This is a genomic window from Paracoccus sp. pheM1, assembly GCF_018499825.1.
Classification (GTDB): Bacteria; Pseudomonadota; Alphaproteobacteria; order Rhodobacterales; family Rhodobacteraceae; genus Paracoccus; species Paracoccus versutus.
This window is the reverse complement of record NZ_JAGXCX010000001.1, coordinates 223,713-240,090: the sequence shown is the minus strand read 5'-3', so window position 1 is coordinate 240,090 and position 16,378 is coordinate 223,713. Positions and strand designations below refer to the sequence as shown.

General features: G+C 63.1%; 17 protein-coding genes. 2 read left to right on the top strand and 15 right to left on the bottom strand.

The features are described from left to right. Window positions 1–208: 208 nt before the first annotated feature. From KF941_RS01270 to KF941_RS01260, 3 genes are all read right to left on the bottom strand, one after another. Entirely contained in the window at window positions 209–523 is a 315-nt protein-coding gene (locus tag KF941_RS01270) for a hypothetical protein (protein WP_214272373.1), read from the bottom strand. A 1,046-nt stretch (window positions 524–1,569) separates the two neighbouring features. Continuing rightward, the gene (locus KF941_RS01265) at window positions 1,570–1,797 is read right to left on the bottom strand and encodes a hypothetical protein (protein WP_116222088.1); all 228 of its coding nucleotides are present in this window, start codon (window positions 1,795–1,797) and stop codon (window positions 1,570–1,572) included. A gap of 32 nt (window positions 1,798–1,829) precedes the next feature. Beyond that, window positions 1,830–2,162 carry a hypothetical protein gene (locus KF941_RS01260; RefSeq protein WP_116222087.1) on the bottom strand — a complete coding sequence of 111 codons (333 nt, stop codon included), beginning with the start codon at window positions 2,160–2,162 and terminating at the stop codon, window positions 1,830–1,832. A 72-nt stretch (window positions 2,163–2,234) separates the two neighbouring features. Here KF941_RS01260 and KF941_RS01255 point away from each other — a divergent pair, with 72 nt between their 5' ends. Then, complete coding sequence (locus KF941_RS01255; protein ID WP_214272372.1) at window positions 2,235–3,437, top strand: UMUC-like DNA-repair protein; 1,203 nt, start codon at window positions 2,235–2,237, stop codon at window positions 3,435–3,437. On the opposite strand, the gene KF941_RS01250 is transcribed toward KF941_RS01255, so the two are convergent. From KF941_RS01250 to KF941_RS01240, 3 genes are all read right to left on the bottom strand, one after another. Beyond that, window positions 3,434–4,054: an SOS response-associated peptidase family protein gene (locus tag KF941_RS01250; RefSeq protein WP_240540185.1), complete on the bottom strand. Its 621-nt coding sequence runs from the start codon at window positions 4,052–4,054 to the stop codon at window positions 3,434–3,436. The genes KF941_RS01255 and KF941_RS01250 overlap by 4 nt on opposite strands. Window positions 4,055–4,264: 210 nt before the next feature. Next, window positions 4,265–4,804 (bottom strand): hypothetical protein, encoded by a 540-nt coding sequence (locus KF941_RS01245; protein ID WP_240540184.1) that lies wholly within the window; start codon window positions 4,802–4,804, stop codon window positions 4,265–4,267. A 3-nt stretch (window positions 4,805–4,807) separates the two neighbouring features. After that, window positions 4,808–5,632, bottom strand: a complete 825-nt coding sequence (locus KF941_RS01240) for an N-acetylmuramidase domain-containing protein (protein WP_214272371.1) — start codon at window positions 5,630–5,632, stop codon at window positions 4,808–4,810. Window positions 5,633–5,810: 178 nt separating this feature from the next. Between KF941_RS01240 and KF941_RS01235 the strand changes: the two genes are divergently transcribed. After that, window positions 5,811–6,017 (top strand): hypothetical protein, encoded by a 207-nt coding sequence (locus tag KF941_RS01235; RefSeq protein WP_214272370.1) that lies wholly within the window; start codon window positions 5,811–5,813, stop codon window positions 6,015–6,017. Between the two features lie 9 nt (window positions 6,018–6,026). Here the strand turns inward: KF941_RS01235 and KF941_RS01230 are convergent, their stop codons facing one another. From KF941_RS01230 to KF941_RS01190, 9 genes are all read right to left on the bottom strand, one after another. Continuing rightward, window positions 6,027–6,305: a hypothetical protein gene (locus KF941_RS01230; RefSeq protein ID WP_214272369.1), complete on the bottom strand. Its 279-nt coding sequence runs from the start codon at window positions 6,303–6,305 to the stop codon at window positions 6,027–6,029. Window positions 6,306–6,367: 62 nt separating this feature from the next. Continuing rightward, window positions 6,368–7,210, bottom strand: coding sequence for an acyltransferase (locus KF941_RS01225; protein WP_214272368.1), 843 nt, complete (start codon window positions 7,208–7,210; stop codon window positions 6,368–6,370). Window positions 7,211–7,284: 74 nt separating this feature from the next. Then, a complete protein-coding gene (locus KF941_RS01220; protein ID WP_214272367.1) occupies window positions 7,285–8,193 on the bottom strand; it encodes a hypothetical protein in 909 nt (302 codons plus the stop codon). An 11-nt stretch (window positions 8,194–8,204) separates the two neighbouring features. Then, window positions 8,205–10,568 carry a hypothetical protein gene (locus KF941_RS01215; RefSeq protein WP_214272366.1) on the bottom strand — a complete coding sequence of 788 codons (2,364 nt, stop codon included), beginning with the start codon at window positions 10,566–10,568 and terminating at the stop codon, window positions 8,205–8,207. A gap of 63 nt (window positions 10,569–10,631) precedes the next feature. Beyond that, window positions 10,632–12,701 carry a hypothetical protein gene (locus tag KF941_RS01210; RefSeq protein WP_214272365.1) on the bottom strand — a complete coding sequence of 690 codons (2,070 nt, stop codon included), beginning with the start codon at window positions 12,699–12,701 and terminating at the stop codon, window positions 10,632–10,634. Then, on the bottom strand, window positions 12,698–13,078 hold the full coding sequence (locus KF941_RS01205) for a hypothetical protein (RefSeq protein ID WP_214272364.1): 381 nt from the start codon (window positions 13,076–13,078) through the stop codon (window positions 12,698–12,700). The genes KF941_RS01210 and KF941_RS01205 overlap by 4 nt, the downstream gene beginning before the upstream one ends. A gap of 14 nt (window positions 13,079–13,092) precedes the next feature. Then, window positions 13,093–13,677: a hypothetical protein gene (locus tag KF941_RS01200; protein ID WP_214272363.1), complete on the bottom strand. Its 585-nt coding sequence runs from the start codon at window positions 13,675–13,677 to the stop codon at window positions 13,093–13,095. Further along, window positions 13,677–14,339, bottom strand: coding sequence for a hypothetical protein (locus tag KF941_RS01195; RefSeq protein ID WP_214272362.1), 663 nt, complete (start codon window positions 14,337–14,339; stop codon window positions 13,677–13,679). The genes KF941_RS01200 and KF941_RS01195 overlap by 1 nt, the downstream gene beginning before the upstream one ends. Continuing rightward, window positions 14,339–16,360, bottom strand: a complete 2,022-nt coding sequence (locus tag KF941_RS01190) for a hypothetical protein (protein WP_214272361.1) — start codon at window positions 16,358–16,360, stop codon at window positions 14,339–14,341. The genes KF941_RS01195 and KF941_RS01190 overlap by 1 nt, the downstream gene beginning before the upstream one ends. Between the last annotated feature and the right edge of the window lie 18 nt (window positions 16,361–16,378).

Below are 16,378 nucleotides of genomic sequence, written 5' to 3'. Positions count from 1 at the left end.
CCTTGCTCACATCTTTGGATCAGGAGATCATCACCATTGATTTCCTCATCCTCATCCCCCCACGCCAGGGGCCCAGCCCATTCCAGATCGTTCGCATTAATGCGCCATATATATATTTTACCTTCTTTTTATTAAAATCATACGGCAGCATATATTTTTCTATATCGCCAATAACGAGAAACATGGCTGCCTCGCGCCTGGTCCAGTTTCAGACAGAGCTACCAGAAGAATCAGTCCAAGCAGTATCGTTCCAGACGATAACCAGATCCAGCGTTGTGTCGAAATACTGCTCGGCCAGCAGAGGATCGACTGGGCGCTGCGGGGTGGTGCCGTTGTTCCTCGTCTGGATAGGGACCCAGGCGGACCAAGTGCGCATGGCGGTATTGTTGTTGTGCCGGTAGGCGGCGCGAAGCGTGCCGTTGAAGGTGTTACGCCGGGCTCTCTGAATGACGTTGTCGCCATTATAAGGAGACGTCGACGTGTCTAGCCTGTGCCGCCCACCGCAAACCAGTGGCGGCCGCATTGACGCGCACCCTGCGATGAAAACCCTCGATCTTGAGACACAACCTGTTTTGTCTCCCGTAGATACGACACAAGCGCCAGACGCCGCGCGGGCGGAGCCTCTGACCGGCGGGAAGATGCGTCATGCGATCATGGCCGGAACGCTCACCGATAGTCAGGCCGCTGCCTGGGATGCAGCGCAGACGGAGGCGGTGCCGGTGGCATGGCCAACCATAGACGATGTTGCAGAGGTTGCGGCCAAGGGCGGTGGTTTCCGGCACTCATGTTCCGGGTGCCACGAAACGAACGAGGGCTATCCTCAACGGCTATGGCGCCCCGTTCACTGTCGCGGGCCTAGCAGGCTGCTGAAAAAGTCCTTGCGACAGGACAGCGCGGGCGGGGAACCGGGAAATCCGCCTCAAATTTGCCGAAAACATCCCATTTTCGGGCCGATATTAGCTGGATCCAGAACGATTTCCGCTGCGTCGCCCTCTCAAGATCCTTTTTCAGCAGCCTGCTAGGGAACAAGTTTCAGGATTGGGTCGTTGCAGCCGGACTCAAGGGCTGCAGCCTCCATAGGGTGCGAAAGGGGCTATCGTCCATTCTGACGGCCAGAGGGGCGACGAGCGGAGAGATAGACGTGCTGCTTGGTCACGAAATGGGACGCTTGGAAACCCGTATCTACATCAAAGAAGCGGAGCGCGCCCTACTTGCCGTGCATGTGGTCGACAGGCTGGAAAAGATATCCCGGGAACGGGGAAGTGACCCACACGAGTGCGGATACTGTTCCACGGCTCGATTATATGTCATGCTTCAACGTTCTGCAAAGTTCGTGGTAGGCCCGGAGGGCGTCCAATAATTAATGGAACCCATTGATATTATTATCACAAGTTGACCCATTGACCCACGAGAGCGGGACAGGAGTTTTCAATCGGTTAGGGCGCCCGCTGTCCCACGAAAACACCGCGCCGCCCCGCATCACCGGAGATGCCTTTAGGAGGGGGCAACACCACGATCCGCAAGCGCAAAGCCCCGACCTCTGCGGGGCTTTCCCTTGAGATCAATAATTCAAAGCCCGGCAAGCGACGGCTGGTCGACAAGCTGGATCTGAAGAAATGTGTCGTCCACGACGCTCGTTTTCACCCACACTGTCACAGGTTTCTCATGCCGTGTCTTACGCACATCGACCATCCAGCGGTCCAGGCCGAAATGGCGGATCCCCTTAACCTCGCTTCCCGGAATAACGATACCGATCTCATCGGCGATCAGCTGTTCAGGCGTTGCGCCGTAGGCCATAAGTCTGCAGTTCAATGGTCTTAAACCCATCGTCATTCCCCCTTGTCGTGCGCTGGCAGTCGGGCGCCAATACCCACCCGCAGCGCGGTTGCAATCCGTTTCAGTTCGGCCGAGCGGAGGTCGGGGTTGGGCATTGCAAGCGCCCTGCCCCAAGCCTTGACCAGCATCACCCCCTTCGGATGCGACGCGGCGGCGCGCGCGAGCGCCTCCTCCAGTTCGGGATCACCGCGCAGATCCACGGCCATGGTGTCGATGACGGCGCCATCAAGGCGCGCCACGGCCAGCGCCAGCGCCTCGTCGTCGGCGATCTGCTCCGACCAAGCGCCCCCGAATGACACGTTGCTGAGCTGCTGTTTCCTGTCCATTTCGTCCTCTTGCCAGATGAGAACATAAATAGAACATTAATGGCCCGATGAACATCCGCAGGATCTTGAGGAATGGGACCGTTCCGCACGCTATACATCGACATGAACAGCTTCTTCGCGAGCGTCGAGCAGCAGCTGAACCCCGCGATTCGCGGTCGGCCGGTGGCGATCACCGCCATGGAGAACGAGAAGGGGTGCTGCGTCGCGGCCAGCTATGAGGCCAAGGCTCACGGCGTAAAGACGGGCACCAGCGTGCCTGATGCGCGGCGGCTGTGCCCTGGCATCGTGTTCTTGCCCTCGCGCCACAGGCTCTACGTCCGGTTCAACCTGCGTGTCGCGGCGGTGCTGGACCGTTATGCCGAGCTGGAGCGCATCCGCTCGGTGGACGAATTCCAGATCGTTCTATCAGGTGATGCCACCGAATTGGATGGGGCCCGCGCACTGGTCGCGCGGCTCAAGGCCGCGGTGGCGGCCGAGGTCGGCGAATGCCTGCGGTTCTCGGCCGGGATCGGGCCGAATCACCTGCTGGCCAAAATCGCCGGGAAGCTTGAGAAACCGAACGGCTGCCAGCACCTCGGCCGGGACAACATGCCCGACCGCATCGCGCACCTCACCCTGGACGATCTGCCGGGCATCTCGCGCTCGATGCGCGCCCGGCTAGAGCGGGCCGGCGTGCGGGACGTCGTGTCGCTTTGCCGCCTCGATCCGCGCCACGCCCGCGCCATCTGGCGCAGCGTCGAGGGCGAGCGCTTCGTCCGGGCGCTCCAAGGCGAGCCGATCCCGCTGGTCAAGACGCAGCGCGGCGGGTTCGGCAACAGCAAGGTCTTGGCCCCGGAGTTCCGGGCGCCGGCCGAGGCCTATCTGGTGTCGCGCTGGCTGCTGGAGAAAGCCTCGGCGCGGCTGCGGCGCGATGGTCGCGTGGCCGGCATGTTCAGCCTGCACCTGTCCCCGCTCGGTCGCTATCCATGGGCGCGGTCTATGCGCTGCGCCCCGACGCAGGACACGCTGGAGTTCCTGCGTATGAACCGGGCGCTCTGGCGCCGAGCGTGGCCCGAAATCCGCGGCAGGCAACTGCTGAGCATCGGCGTGCACCTGAGCGAGGTGGACTATCTGACCGCACGCACGGGCGACCTGCTGCTGCCGGTGGCACCAGCCGAGCGGACGCAGGGCGAGCGCGCTTCGGCCGCGGCGGACTTCATCAACCAGCGCTTCGGCCCCGGGACGATCCAGTTCGGGATCAACCGGCCGCATCCGGGGTTCTTTGAGCGGGGTTAAGCCACAATCCGCAGCGCACCGTCCGGCAGCGGCCGCTGCATATGGCGAACCTCGTCCCAAGGCAGGTTGAGCCATGCGTCCCATTCCTCGCGCGTGCGCAGGATCACCGGCATGGCCTTGGGATGGACTGCCCCGACCTCGGCATTCGGCTCGGTGGTGAGGAAACCGAACAGGTCATCCTCGGTCTCACCGTCGCGGACCTTGCGGATGCTGACCCATCCATCAACGCAGATCCCGGCGAACATCATGGGACGGCCGTCGGCGCTTTCGAACCAGACTGGGCGTCCGTCCGGGCCCGGTTCGGCGAACCGCTTGACCGGGACAAGACACCGATGTTCGGTGCCGAGCCAGCGGCGCCAATGGGGGCTGCCCACGTTGCGGATGTTGGTCACACCGGCGTCGCGTCCGGACTTGCTCAGGTATCGCGGCGGCGACGGCATGCCCCAGCGCGCCTTGACCAACTGAAGCCCGGCCCCACCCTTGCGCACGATAGGCAACGTCCGATCCGGGAACGCCTCATCGAACCACGGTTCGTTGCCGGTCAGGTTCTCGACCTCATAGTCATATACCCGGCGGAATTCGTCATAGCTCTCGGGCGGGACATACTGGTTGCACAAAGGGGGCGGCCTCCGAATCGTCAGTCCTACGATGGTAGCGTGCATGATCAGGTGCCTGAAACGCAAAAAAAGCCCCCGCCCCGGGCGAACCGGGACGGGGGCGTAAGCGCTATGCGGTGCGGCGGTCAATCCAAAGGCCAGCAGCCTGCATGGTGATCACCGCGGCGGCGGCCATTGCTGCCACCACCATGAGGATTAGGATCGGCACGGTCAGGCGGCGCCCGCTCGGCGCAAGGCATCGGCCAGCTTGTCGACGGCAGCGCTGCTCGCCTCCTTGACCTTCTCGGCCGCGACCTGCTCCAGCTTGGCCTTGGCGAGATCGGTCAGCACCTCGGGCGTCGGCTGCAGATTGATGATCGCATCGGGGACGCTTCTGCGAGCATAGGCAAGGATAAGGTCGAGGGCTGCCTTCCCGGTCAGCCTGCGCTCAAGCGCAAGCTGGGCGCCGGTGAAAAGGGCCCAATGGAGCGCCTCGCGGTGCTTCGCCTCGACCTCGATGCCCCATCGTTTGCTGGCCTGCCTCACGCCCCAGCCGATGATGGCGGTGATCGCGAGACCGATCAGTTCCATGAGATGCGGCGCGGCCGCGGTAGTGAGGACATCCAGCACACCGGCGTGGGCAGCCCTGACGAACAGCAGGGCGGCCAGGAGCATCCCGAAGAATATCCTCGCCCGGGGCGGCATGCCCCAGCCGACGGCCCAGACCGCGAAGGCGATGACGGCGAGGCAGAACAGGTAGAAGAGGGTCATGAATCAGTTCTCCTTGAGAAGGGCGGGCCAGGTCTCGGGCCCGATGATGCCGTCCTGCTTGAGGCCGGAGGATTTCTGGAAAGCGATGGTGGCGGTGCGGGTGTTGGCGCCGAAGATCCCGTCCACCCCGCGCGGATCGAAGCCGAGCGCGGTCAGGCGCTGCTGGGCGTGGCGCACCGCGTCCCCGCGGCTGCCAAGGCCGATCTTCGGACAGGCCGGCGCCAGCGTGTCGGGGGTCCCCTGCCATTTCTTGAACGCTGCGGCGAGCTTGGTGTGATAGCCATGGGTCGCATATCCCGGGCCGTTGTAGCCGCGGGCGAATGCCGACCAATCATGCCGGCGCAGTTCATCGTCCAGGCCCTCGGAGATGATGAAGCTGATCATCGCCTCGAGGTGGGCGACCTCGCTGTGGCAGAATGCCTCGACCATGTCGCCGGGCGTCGCAAAGCCCGCAGCCTTGTGATTGCCGCCGAGGATCTGGCCCAGGCCCCAGCTGGCCGAGCGGAGCGCCGCATTGGTGTCGACCTTCATGGCCAGCGCCAGGCGCGGGTAGCTGTCCTTTGGATAAGGCTTCGTGCCCCACCGCTGATAGGCCAGGCCCGAAGCCTCGGCCGTGGCGCGCTTCTGCCCCGGCCCCAGTTCGCGCCAGAACACATGTGGCTCGAAGAGCATCTTCGGCCGGCCCTGGCCGTCGAAGCCTCCGCCCGAGGTCTCGACCTCGATCACGGCGCGGATTTCATCCTCGCCAGCGCCGATCAGCCGCACAGTGCGCGCCACGTCGATATCGGTGAGCCGCGTGGCGCGGCCCTTGAACCCTGCTGGGATCATGTCGTTTCTCCATGAAAAAGCCCCGCGCGAGGCGGGGCGACGTGGGCGGGGTGTTCCGCGTTCATTCCCGGTTCGGTCCCGGTTCTGAACTGATCGGTTTAGTTTTGGTCTGGGTTTGGTCCCGCGCGTTCTCCTGGCACCCCTTGCAGCCGACCGCGCTCCGCCGCAAAACGCCGCCATGAAAGCAACGCATGACGACACCACCTTCACCCTGACCGGCGAGATCTGGTCGGCCACCTATCCCCTGGACGAGCTGGCGAAATGGCTGCGCTGGTATCGCAGCCGCAAGGCGCGGTTCCCGAAGGCCGGGAACAGCTACGACGCGACGATTGCCGCGCTGGAGGGGCTGGCGGCCGAGCTGGGTGTTACGGTTGACGAGGGCTGACCTCGCTCGTCACGGGTTCGGCCCGCGCTCAACCCGCGCCTCGATCTTTCGCAGGCTGTCGAGGATCAGCACCATGCGCTCGTCCTGTCGCGCGGTTGCCGTCTCCAGCGCCCTAATGCGCGCCTCGCTGGCCGCGATCTGCGCTGACTGATCCGACATCTTCGACATCAGCGCGCTGGTGTTCGTGGTCCACGCCCCCCAGGCGACGGCTACTGATGCCAGCATGCCCCCCAAGACGATCAGGTTGCCCATGCTGATCCTGTTATCTACCGACGGCACGATACCCATCTCCCGTCCTCATGTGTTGCGCGCCATCGGCGCATGGAAAAGCCCGCCGAAGCGGGCTCTTTTTACCAGTCGTCTGATGTTCGTGTTCGATCTTCAATGGCCTTCGCCATTTCCTGCAAATGAAGGTAGGTTCCATCTTCTGCGAAACTTTTCCTGTCCCAGCTCACATCCGTCTTCAAGACTTTCGCAGGCAGGCCGGCAGCGACACAGAAGCGAGGAATATTCCTGCTGACGTATGACTTGGCACCAACGACCGACCCCAACCCCACGGTGACGCCGCGTCCAAAGGAAACCTGCGGCCCAATCCAGACATGAGGCTCGACAAGAATGCTTTCTGGATAATTCTGCTGTTTTCCATCGCTCATGCTTATCAGGGCATGCATGTCATGCGTTCGAACCTCTATATTATGAGCGAACATGCAGTCGTCTCCCACGATGATATACCTGTCATCACCGCAAAGCTGTATTTGCGTGCCGTTGGTTGTCGATCCCCTCCCCCAGAAAAAAGTCTGGTTCTTCCCGAACATAGTGAGGACCAGTTTTCCGCCATGCCCTACCGTGGGTATGCCGCCGGAAAAGATTGCCAGCTGATTTGAGTTGTGCGCGGCGATTTTTGGCGAGAGCGTAAGATCAGTATCAAACACGAAACAGGAGTTCTCAAGCTTGAGAGATGCGGCAATAACCGCTTTCCTTATGAGACCCTTTTTAGGAACGTACACGGCATTTCCGCTTCCGCATCTGCCTTCAAACTCTAAATTGTTCACCTTCCCTTCTCGAATTTCAGCCAGATCATACCTAGCCAAATCGTGAAGGCTCGGAAGAGAATATCCCTCCGAACCAATGAAGCCATCGGGCCCCTTGTGCGTGCTGGAAATCAGATCGAGGAAATGCTGTTCTGCTGTCATGCTATAGCTCACTAGGACATTTCCAAGCATCCTATCCACCGTGGGCGCTCTGCGCCACCTCGCTCCGGTCGCCCTCAATACCCGGCCACGGTGACGCCGCGATCCACCCCGATCTTGGCCAACCCGCGCAGCAGCGCCTCGATGCCGCTGGCGCTATAGGCCGGCCCATAGAATCCCGCGCCCATCATGTCTGCCAGCGGCCCCTCGCTGTCCCGGTTGGGCCCGTTGACCGCACAGCCGAACAGAAACGTGCCGTTGCGCTGTGCCAGGTTGGTCACCCAGGTATCGTAGATCTCGGTATTGCCCTGCTCGGCGTCCGAGATGGTGCGATAATCGGTCAGCGTCTGGAAACGGATCGCGCCCGCCGGGCCATCGACCGACATAGCAAAGGCGTTCCACTGCCCCTGTACCCCCAACGTGGCCGCCATCTCCGTGAAGTTGGCCCCGCCCAGAGAGATCGCCGGGCCGTAGCGCATGAACTGCCCCACCTTGCCGGTATTCATCGACGCGCCGATGCCCCAGATGGCGTTGGCGCCCAGCATGTTGAGGTTGCCGGTGTTGTCGGCCGGCATGGCGTTGGCGCTGTCCGAGGTCATCAGATGGATCAGGTTATAAGGGCTGGGCGACCCGTGCTTGGCGTGGGTATAGACCAGCATCGCCACCGTGAACTGCGACCGCTGCGCCGGGATGCGGCTGTCGATCAGCGTGCCGTTGACATTCGTGATCCGCATGCCGCCGCGCGCGCTGCCAAAGTTTCGCATCTGCGGCGGGGACCAGCCGGGCAGCACCCGCCCCGGCATCGAGCCGGGTACCAGGTTGGCGAAATCGCCATCGTGCCAGGAGTTGACCTCCCCGTCATCCAGAAGGAATACGCCGAGGGCGCCGGCAGAAGGCAGCTCTGTTCCGGGAACGTATCGAATGTTCTGCGGAAGGCCGAATTGAATAAAGCTCGTGCCCGGAAATACAATCTGTTGGCAGGTCACGCTGGGCCTCCTTATGCGAGCGGATTGGTGATGAAGCTGCGGAGCGGCAGTCCCGGCATCTGGACGTGCGAATGCGCCAGGTCGTAGACGATGCTGTCCCCGCGGGGATTTGGCACGGCGCCGCTGGGATAGATGACCCGACAGCCGGTCAGGTCTTGCGCTGCGGTCACGAGAAGATCGGTGCCGTCGACGCGGACTCGCGTAACCGCCACCGGCGCCGACTGCGCATCGCCGCCGGCCGGGATGATCCAGGGCGGCGCCGGGTTGCTGGGCATGCGCAGGTCGGTGCCGCTGATCGTCAGGCGCACGCTGCGGCCGCCGTCCTCCAGCGTGGCGCTGGTGACTTGCGGGCCGAGGCTGTTGTTCTGCCCCTCGCGCACGTTGGCGATGGCGCGGCTGTAGCGATAGCCATGCGTGTAGTGGCCCAGGAAGCCGTAATGGATGTCGTTGAACGCCCCCGGCAGGTCGTAGAGTTCGCAGGCGTAATGGATCCATGCGGTCTCAGCGATCAGCCGCAGGTAGATCTGGCGCACCGCGGTATAGCCTTGCGCCTTGGCCTTCAGCGCGGTGCCCTCGCCCCGGCCGAGCATGCCGATATAGAACTGCGGGTCCGTCGCCCCCACCCCGATCAGGAAGGCGCGCATCTCCGCGAACAGGGCGGACATGTCGGTCCAGAGATCGGCAAGCGACAGCGTGCCATTGGCCGTGGATTCGGTATCGCCTTCGCCTTGCGCCCAGATCACGTCCTCGGGCACCGGCTGGCCGGCCGTGACCGCATCGCTGATCCTGGTCTTCCAGGTCGTGAGCGCCGGCCCGTCCGTCTGGTCGACGCGATGCCACCAGTAGCTGCTGGAGCCCGGCGGTTTCGACGCGCTGCTGATCGCGGTCTCGCCCGTCGCCCCGTTGATGCAATGCGGCGTCCAATAGACCGGGGTCGGCATCCAGTTGTTACCCGGCCGCCATTGCGTGTTGGCCAGGCCGTCCAGCAGGCCCGCGACCACGCCCTGCCGAAAACCGCCCTGGATGTGGGACTGCCCCCCAAACGCGATGCTGCGGGCGCGGATCGGCGCGGTGGTCGATTCCAAGACCGAGCCGACCAGCGCCTGATGGACGATCTTCTGCCCGAGCCGGAAGGCGCGCACCACGGTATAGACGCCGGGCGTCCGGGTCAGCGTGTTGTGCGCCGTGCCGCCAAAACCGAGCGATGAGTAGATGTAGGCGTTGTCATGGGCCAACTCGATGTTGACCTCGCCGGCCGGCGGCAGCCAGCCGACATCGACGCCGGCGCCGGCCGCGCCGGAGGCGTAGTTCAGGCCCCTGAACGGCGCACCGATATAGATTTCCCGGTCAGCAGTGAAGGACTTGATATAGGTCTGATCGTCGTCGTTCAGCACCGGCAGCTCGTTGGCCGCGCGCTTGGCGGCAAAGCCCTCGACGTCGACGCCGGATGAAGAAGACGATCCCTCGCCTCCGGCCCAAAGCCCAAGACCAACGCCGTCTCTGGTTATGGCCGCGCAAGGATATCCCTCCTCGTCCTCAATGGACATCAGGTAGAGGGCGCTTTCACCACTTATGATCGGCGCATTCAGCCCCACCGATATGGGCGTCGAAACCTCCGTGACGCCGCGCGGTTCGTTGAATGCGATCCACTGCCCCCCATCGTCTCCAACCAGCGCGGCGGTATAGTCAGGATGACCGGGGGTCCCGAAGGGGATCACCCCTACCGACCTGTCGTCCGCGCGCCGGGCGATGCCGTCGGTGGTGGTGATCGCCTCTTGCTTCGCCTCCAGATCCGCCTCCAGGCCGTCCACCGAGCCCATGGGCTGCGTCCCGGTGTGGTTCGCGCGGTCACGGGAGGCGGTGTCGCCGGCCTCGCGGGCCTGCGCCTCGTCGTCCAGGGCGGTCTGGCTCGCCTTGCCGTCCAGCGCGCTTTGCAGCGCGGCGGTGATCGCATCGGACGGCACCCGCATCAAGATACCCCAGCGGGGCCCAGGCTCGGGAAAAAGAGGATCGTCGGCTGAGGCGCCGAACCCGCGCACGACCAGCCAGTCACCATCGGGATGAAACGCCAGCGCCTTGGAGCCCGGCAGCGCTGCCTGGCCGGCGCTGACCATTGCCGCGCGGGAGGTGAAGAACGCGCCGCTGTTGGCGAGGTCGGCCTTGCCGTCCAACTCGTCCAGAATGTCTTGCAGCGCCGACGGATCGCCCATGGTCTGCGCCAAGGTGATAAACAGATCGCGCAGGTCGCGCTTCCAGACTGCCCGGCGCGCCGTGGACCTGTCGCCCACCGGCAGGGGTCCAACACCACCCTGCCCGTCACCCGTATAGCCCTCATGGTCGCGCAGCAGGCGATTGACGTCGTCGATGAAAGGCATGGCCCCTCCAATGGAAAAAGGCCCGCCAGAGCGAGCCTATAGGTCAGTGATTTTTGGTCAGTGTCAGGGGGTGGTGATGCTCGCCGGGCCAGCCGGCGTGCCCTCGACGCTGCTGACGTTGGCAGCGACGACCCAATAGTAATAGGTCGTCGCCGGGCTGATCGCGCCGTCCTGATATTCGCTGATCTGGCCCGAAGCGCCGCCCGTCGAGCCGATCATGGTCGCAGTGCCGAAATCATTCGCCCCGTTGCGATAGACGCGGATGCTGGCAAAGGCGCCGGCGGGATTGCGCCACGAGAGGTGGACGTAGCCCGAGCCGTTCGATGGGATCAGCTCGGACGGCTGGCCCGGCGGCGTGGCATCAACCTGGATGGTGATGCTGCCAAGGTTCTCCCAGTCATCGACGCCCTCAAACAAGCCCGTCCAGCGGGCCCGCACAGCATAGATGGCGCGGTCACTGATTGCCGGCGAGGTAGCGATCATCCCGGACGAAACCATTCGCTGCCAGTAACCCGCCTCCGGAGAAACCATGCTGTATTCGGCCTGCAATTCCAGATCGTCCCGGTCGGGGATCGGGACCGCGGCAACCTCGATCACCGCCTGCGCCGTCGTGCCGGTCGTGTTGATGATCCGTTGCGTCACCACCGCATCCAGTTCGGGCGGGCCGTCCAGTTCCGGCGTCGGCGGCGCGACGATCAATTCGCCCTCTTCCTCGGGGTCCCATGCCTCCGATGCGCGATCCACCTTTGCCAGTTCGATCCGGCATTCGAGATTGATCGGATCGAACTGATGGTTCAGCACCTCGTATTCCCCGACGATCTGCCGGCCGCTGCCATCCTCGGGCCGGTAGTCCAGCAGGATGGTGTGGCGCTGGCCGGCAAAGCGCGGATAGCGGGCCTTCAGACCGACCAGATTGGTGACGATTTCGACCTTGGCGCGGTTGTCGTCGTGGATCTGCTTTTTCGCCAGCCTGCGCGCCTGCGACTGGTTCGGGCACATCTCCATGCGGTATTCGGCCGATACCTCGCCTTCCTCGGCCAGCCGATCCTCATCCCGCCAAGGTTCCAGCTCCGTGACGGTGAACTTCTGCGCCTCGCTCATGAAGAAGGGCACCAGGACGTTGTAGCCCTCCCTCTCGCTGATCGCCTCCTTGGTGACGATGGACGATATGTCCTTGGCCGTCAGCGTGGTCGCAGGCGTGCCGAAACTGCCGCCGATCAGGCCGATCTTGCCGTCCTGCGCCTCATAGGCCCGGATTCCGCTGCTGGCATGCATGCGGTCCAGCACATCGACCGGGCCTTCGTCCAGTGTCCAGTAGCCCCAGAGCCGCAGGTTCGGCGCCGTGCCCCCGGCCTTCTGGGGGATCGGCATGTCGGCCACGTCTGCCATGGCCTCGACGCTGGGCCAGTCCACCTCGACCGATGCCAGCCGGTAGCCATCGGCATGGGTCAGGTAATGCGCGATGACCAGCGCGGCGTTGTCGCTATAGGCCGAGACGTTGCTGCGCGGGTCCAGGATGCGTTGGCCTTCGATCACCCATTGCACTGCCGTATTGTAGGATTTCGGGAAAATCTTCGCAAAATCCTCGGGCGCCGGCGCTTTCATGCGGACTAGAAAGGTGGCCTGACTCTGCAACCGGCGATTTGCGCCCCAGGTCGCCGGAAACGCATCCGACAGCGCCGGGTAATTGCCCCCCTGCCCCGATCCGTCACGAGTGGCAACCCACATGAACCCAGCCTTGTCCGTGCTGGCGACAGCGCCGCCGGATACCGTAACCGGCTCTCCGTCAACCCAGAACTCGGCAAAGCTGTTGATCCTGCCGTGTCCAATGACGACCAACTGATAGAGAGTGCCGGATTTGGTGTGGAAGAAAGCCCTGATGCCGCCCGTGAGGTTCTTGCCGACGTAGATCCGGCGCGGCGCGTCGGTCTGATTGATGACCGCCTGGGTTTCCGAAACGGGGATGTTGATCTTCGGAGCAAGCGCGCGAGATATGCCGATGGCGATGGCGGCCGTCGCCACGGTCCCGAAATAGGTCCCGAACGTGACAGCGGCCGAGAAAGACAGGCCAGCGGCGGCACCGAGGAAACCACCCACCCAACCCGCTGCATAGCTGATGGCCGTGAAAATCATGCGCGCTTCACCATCTTGATTTCCATGACCTCATATCCCGAGCGCTCAAGGATGCGCTGCGCGGCACCGCCGTTGCAGGACATGGCGATCATCGCCGCTCCCCGGCTTTGCGCCCATGCCTCGAAGGCCCGCAGCAAGGGCAGACCCGAGCGATCCTCGGCGAACCAGCCCATCTCATAAGCCACCAGATCCCGGCTGATGAACGTGTCGCCGAGGCGGCCGGCGACGAACCCGGCGCCGGAAACCAGAACCGCGCCGGCAGGATCGCAGATCAGCCCAGCCAGTGTTTCGCCGGTCTTGATCCGGTCCACCGGCAATCCGTTGACGGTCGCGGCCAACCTCTCGATCAGGTCGATGACGCGGGGGATGTCATCCATCCCGGCGTGCCTGATCAACTGCCGGGAATCCATGTGATCGCCTTTTCCTTGAGCGTCGGCAGCAGTTCCAACCCGGTATCGCCAGGATAGCGGCGCTGCTGGTCCGTATGCGTCCAGCGCCCATAGGGCGGTTTGCCCTGCTGCGACATGCGCCCGTAGCATTCCAGTTCGATGGTGCGGGCGTCGGCGCTGGACGTGCTGGTCATGTCCTTCATGCGACCGACGAACACGCTCATCGGATCGCCGATCATCCGCCCCCGGTGTTCGCCGTCGCGCTCGTCCGTTGCGAAAAGCTGATACAGCACCTGCACCCGGCGCCCGTTCACCTCGGCACCCTGATCGTCGCAGAGCGCGATCATCTCGGGCGAGGCGTTCGGGATGGTGAACCGCACCATGCCCGCCGATAGGCCATAGGTCAGTTCCATGGCGCTGATCTGGATCACGTCGCCCGTGCCCTGATATTCGACTCCGCCGGCGGTCAGTGGGCCATAGCCGAGCCACCAGTTCTTGGGATTGGTCTTGAAATCCATCTGGCACAGGATCGTGCAGCCGGTGACGCCGTTGCGCAGCACCTCGTCGGGAATGTCGTGGATGCTCATCAGAACGCCTCCACCAGCGACAGGGCCGAGGAACGGAAGCGCCCCGTCCCGAGGCCGATCTGGTCGCCGGTCTCCATCATCACCTTGAGCCGTAGCTGATCCACGATCACCACGGCCCCGGACGGCTGCGCCTCGCGGACGCTCGGCATGATGGATACCCGGATCGCCGTCTCGCTCTCGCCGATAGAGGTAGTGTTGACCACCTGGTGCAGTCGATCGCCCAGGGTGATGAAATGGCCTGGCCACAGCTGCGACAGGGACGGCTTGTTGACGTCGATATAGCTGGCCCGATGGGCGGCGGCGGCGCGCAAGGTGAAGCCGTCGAAAGGCTCGCCCATGAAACCGACGTGATCGAACATGTAGAGCGGCGCCATGTCGCAACCGGTCAGCCGACGGCCGCGCTGATCGTTCGGGCGCCATTGCGTGCAGACCGGAACGACGCAGGTGGTTCCCGCCGCGCTCATCTGGGTGATGAACGACGACAGGGCCAGATGCGACTGCATGTCATGGGCCAGCACCGTCATGTCCAGCCGCCAGAAGCCGTTAAGCGCCGGCTTCGCGAAGGTCTCGCCGTCGATGTTGGTGAACGGCTGGAAGCGCAGGCCTTCGAGCCGCGGTACCGAGGATTGCAGCTTGACCGGGAACGGGAAGGATACCTGCATCAGCGGCCACCCCTGAGATACTTCTGGTCCGACTGGCGGCGATTATTCGAGGCGATGGCCTGCGAGACAGTCAGGATCACCTCGTCCTTGGTCACGTAGTCGGCCGATACCACAGCGCCGGGCGCGTTGTTGTTGATGGTGATCTTGGGTTGCCCACCGACCGATCCGCCCTTGTGCAGCGCCTCAAGGTTCTCAAGCCCGATGCGCTGCACCGCAGGCGCTGACATGACGTATTCGCCGCCATGCACCACGCCTGCCACCTGATTGCGCCCCGCGCCGCCCGTGTAGCCACCGGACGAGAAACCGGGAAGGAAACTCAGTATCCCGCCCATGCCGCCTGACAACGGCCCCTTGCCGAACAGCGCCGCTTGCAGCGCAGCCTTGGCAAATGCCCTCGCCACGTCACCCAGCACGCCGGCAAGGCTCTCGCCCTCGACAATGGCGTCGATAAACCCGTCCCTCGCCTGTTCGTTCATGTCGGCGTAGAAATCCGCTGCCTCGGCCGCCTTCTCGTATTCCGCAGCCATCTTTCCGATAGCCGCAGACTGGCGGTCGATTTCAGCGGTCAGGCTTTCGTCAACCGTCAGGCCGCGCCGCTTCGCCTCGTCCAGCAACTGCCACTTGGCGCGCAGAGCCTCGGCTTGCTCTGTGTTCTTGCCCAGCAGTTCGAATTGCCGTTGCAGATTGGTCAGGTCGCGTTCGGCCGCATCCAGAAGGTCATCGACGGTATACTCCTTCTTGGCGCGTCCCTTGCCTTTTGATTTCTTCTTGGGGCCAGACTTGGCAGCCTCCCTTGCGGCACCTCGCGCAGCATCTAGTTGTGCATCAAGCTCAAGACCCTGTTCTGCAAGGGCGCGTTGTCCCCGAACGAGCATTCTTTCTGCCCATGTTCCAGCCGCCATCTCTTTGGCGGTAAACTCGGCTTCCATCTGCGCCTGCTGGCGCGCTCTGGCGGCCTCGGCAATAGTTTTTCCCTGCCGCAGCGCATTCAATTCAACGTATTTGGCCGCATTGGAAATCATGCCGCCGCCCATCTGCGCGAGCGCCGAAGCTATCGCATTAATTTCGGCCTTGACGCCAGACATGGCTGCTGCCCATGCCTCGGTTGCGCCAGTGGCATCTGATGTTGCATCAACCAAACCGCCCATCTGCTTGGCGATTTGCGCAACCTGTTCTTGGACTTCCGTGAAGCGCTCCTTCTGGTCCTCACTCTCAACTGTAACGGATTCCATCAGGTCGAGGATATCCGTAAGCGCACTGACATACTCCTTGGGAGACTCAGCACGAGCCAAGCCCTGCAAGGCGACTACGAATTTTTGCGCTTCGGGATATGCCAAGCCAAGCTCATCCCGAACTCGCTTAATCGTTGCCTGCAATTCGGTCATATCAGTATAGGCCCGGTCCATCCCCTGACCAAAGCCGCCGAACATGGACGCAATCCCCTGTGCCTCAGTAGCAGCAGCAGACCGTGCCCTTTCGCCGTATATGTCGCGCAAAACAGCAAGGAACTTCTTGGCTTCCTCGGTTGCGCCCGCGTATTTCTCGGCCAGTTCAGCTTGGGTAAGGTTGGCATCAGCAACAGAGGATCGGTAATCCTCCACTGCCTCACGCAAATCTTTCAGCCGATCCTCAAACCCCTTGGCCTTCTCGCCGGAGGTGAAGAACGAAGCCGCCAGCGGGATTGCCGCCGCCGCGACGGTGCCAAGCACAGCCCCCAGCGCCCCGAAGCCACCAAGCAATTGCGGAAGCTGTTGGCTCAAGGCCCGGCTCGCGCTCGTCCCCCCGCTGATCTGCACGAAAATATCCTGCAACTGATACGAGACGTTCTGGATCTGTGCACGCGACTGTCTCGACATGTTGGTAAATGAGCGCGTAATGCCCTCATTCGCCTTGACCGCCGCCTGCTCGGCCGCACGGGATTCCTGCTTTATCCGACCGACCATGCGAATGACCGATTGAATCGCCTTCTGATCGGTAACGCCAATCGGCAATTCAAGAACAGCCTCAGGTGTTTGCGCCATTCCACGCATCTCCCAATT

Excerpts from the sequence above, each read along its gene's own strand:
- KF941_RS01205 (WP_214272364.1), bottom strand. The coding sequence starts at position 13,078 with ATGGATGACATCCCCCGCGTCATCGACCTGATCGAGAGGTTGGCCGCG.
- KF941_RS01245 (WP_240540184.1), bottom strand. The coding sequence starts at position 4,804 with ATGACCCTCTTCTACCTGTTCTGCCTCGCCGTCATCGCCTTCGCGGTC.
- KF941_RS01240 (WP_214272371.1), bottom strand. The coding sequence starts at position 5,632 with ATGATCCCAGCAGGGTTCAAGGGCCGCGCCACGCGGCTCACCGATATC.
- KF941_RS01235 (WP_214272370.1), top strand. The coding sequence starts at position 5,811 with ATGAAAGCAACGCATGACGACACCACCTTCACCCTGACCGGCGAGATC.
- KF941_RS01195 (WP_214272362.1), bottom strand. The coding sequence starts at position 14,339 with ATGCAGGTATCCTTCCCGTTCCCGGTCAAGCTGCAATCCTCGGTACCG.
- KF941_RS01190 (WP_214272361.1), bottom strand. The coding sequence starts at position 16,360 with ATGGCGCAAACACCTGAGGCTGTTCTTGAATTGCCGATTGGCGTTACC.
- KF941_RS01255 (WP_214272372.1), top strand. The coding sequence starts at position 2,235 with ATGGGACCGTTCCGCACGCTATACATCGACATGAACAGCTTCTTCGCG.
- KF941_RS01230 (WP_214272369.1), bottom strand. The coding sequence starts at position 6,305 with ATGGGTATCGTGCCGTCGGTAGATAACAGGATCAGCATGGGCAACCTG.
- KF941_RS01265 (WP_116222088.1), bottom strand. The coding sequence starts at position 1,797 with ATGGCCTACGGCGCAACGCCTGAACAGCTGATCGCCGATGAGATCGGT.
- KF941_RS01270 (WP_214272373.1), bottom strand. The coding sequence starts at position 523 with ATGCGGCCGCCACTGGTTTGCGGTGGGCGGCACAGGCTAGACACGTCG.
- KF941_RS01260 (WP_116222087.1), bottom strand. The coding sequence starts at position 2,162 with ATGGACAGGAAACAGCAGCTCAGCAACGTGTCATTCGGGGGCGCTTGG.
- KF941_RS01210 (WP_214272365.1), bottom strand. The coding sequence starts at position 12,701 with ATGATTTTCACGGCCATCAGCTATGCAGCGGGTTGGGTGGGTGGTTTC.
- KF941_RS01215 (WP_214272366.1), bottom strand. The coding sequence starts at position 10,568 with ATGCCTTTCATCGACGACGTCAATCGCCTGCTGCGCGACCATGAGGGC.
- KF941_RS01200 (WP_214272363.1), bottom strand. The coding sequence starts at position 13,677 with ATGAGCATCCACGACATTCCCGACGAGGTGCTGCGCAACGGCGTCACC.
- KF941_RS01225 (WP_214272368.1), bottom strand. The coding sequence starts at position 7,210 with ATGACAGCAGAACAGCATTTCCTCGATCTGATTTCCAGCACGCACAAG.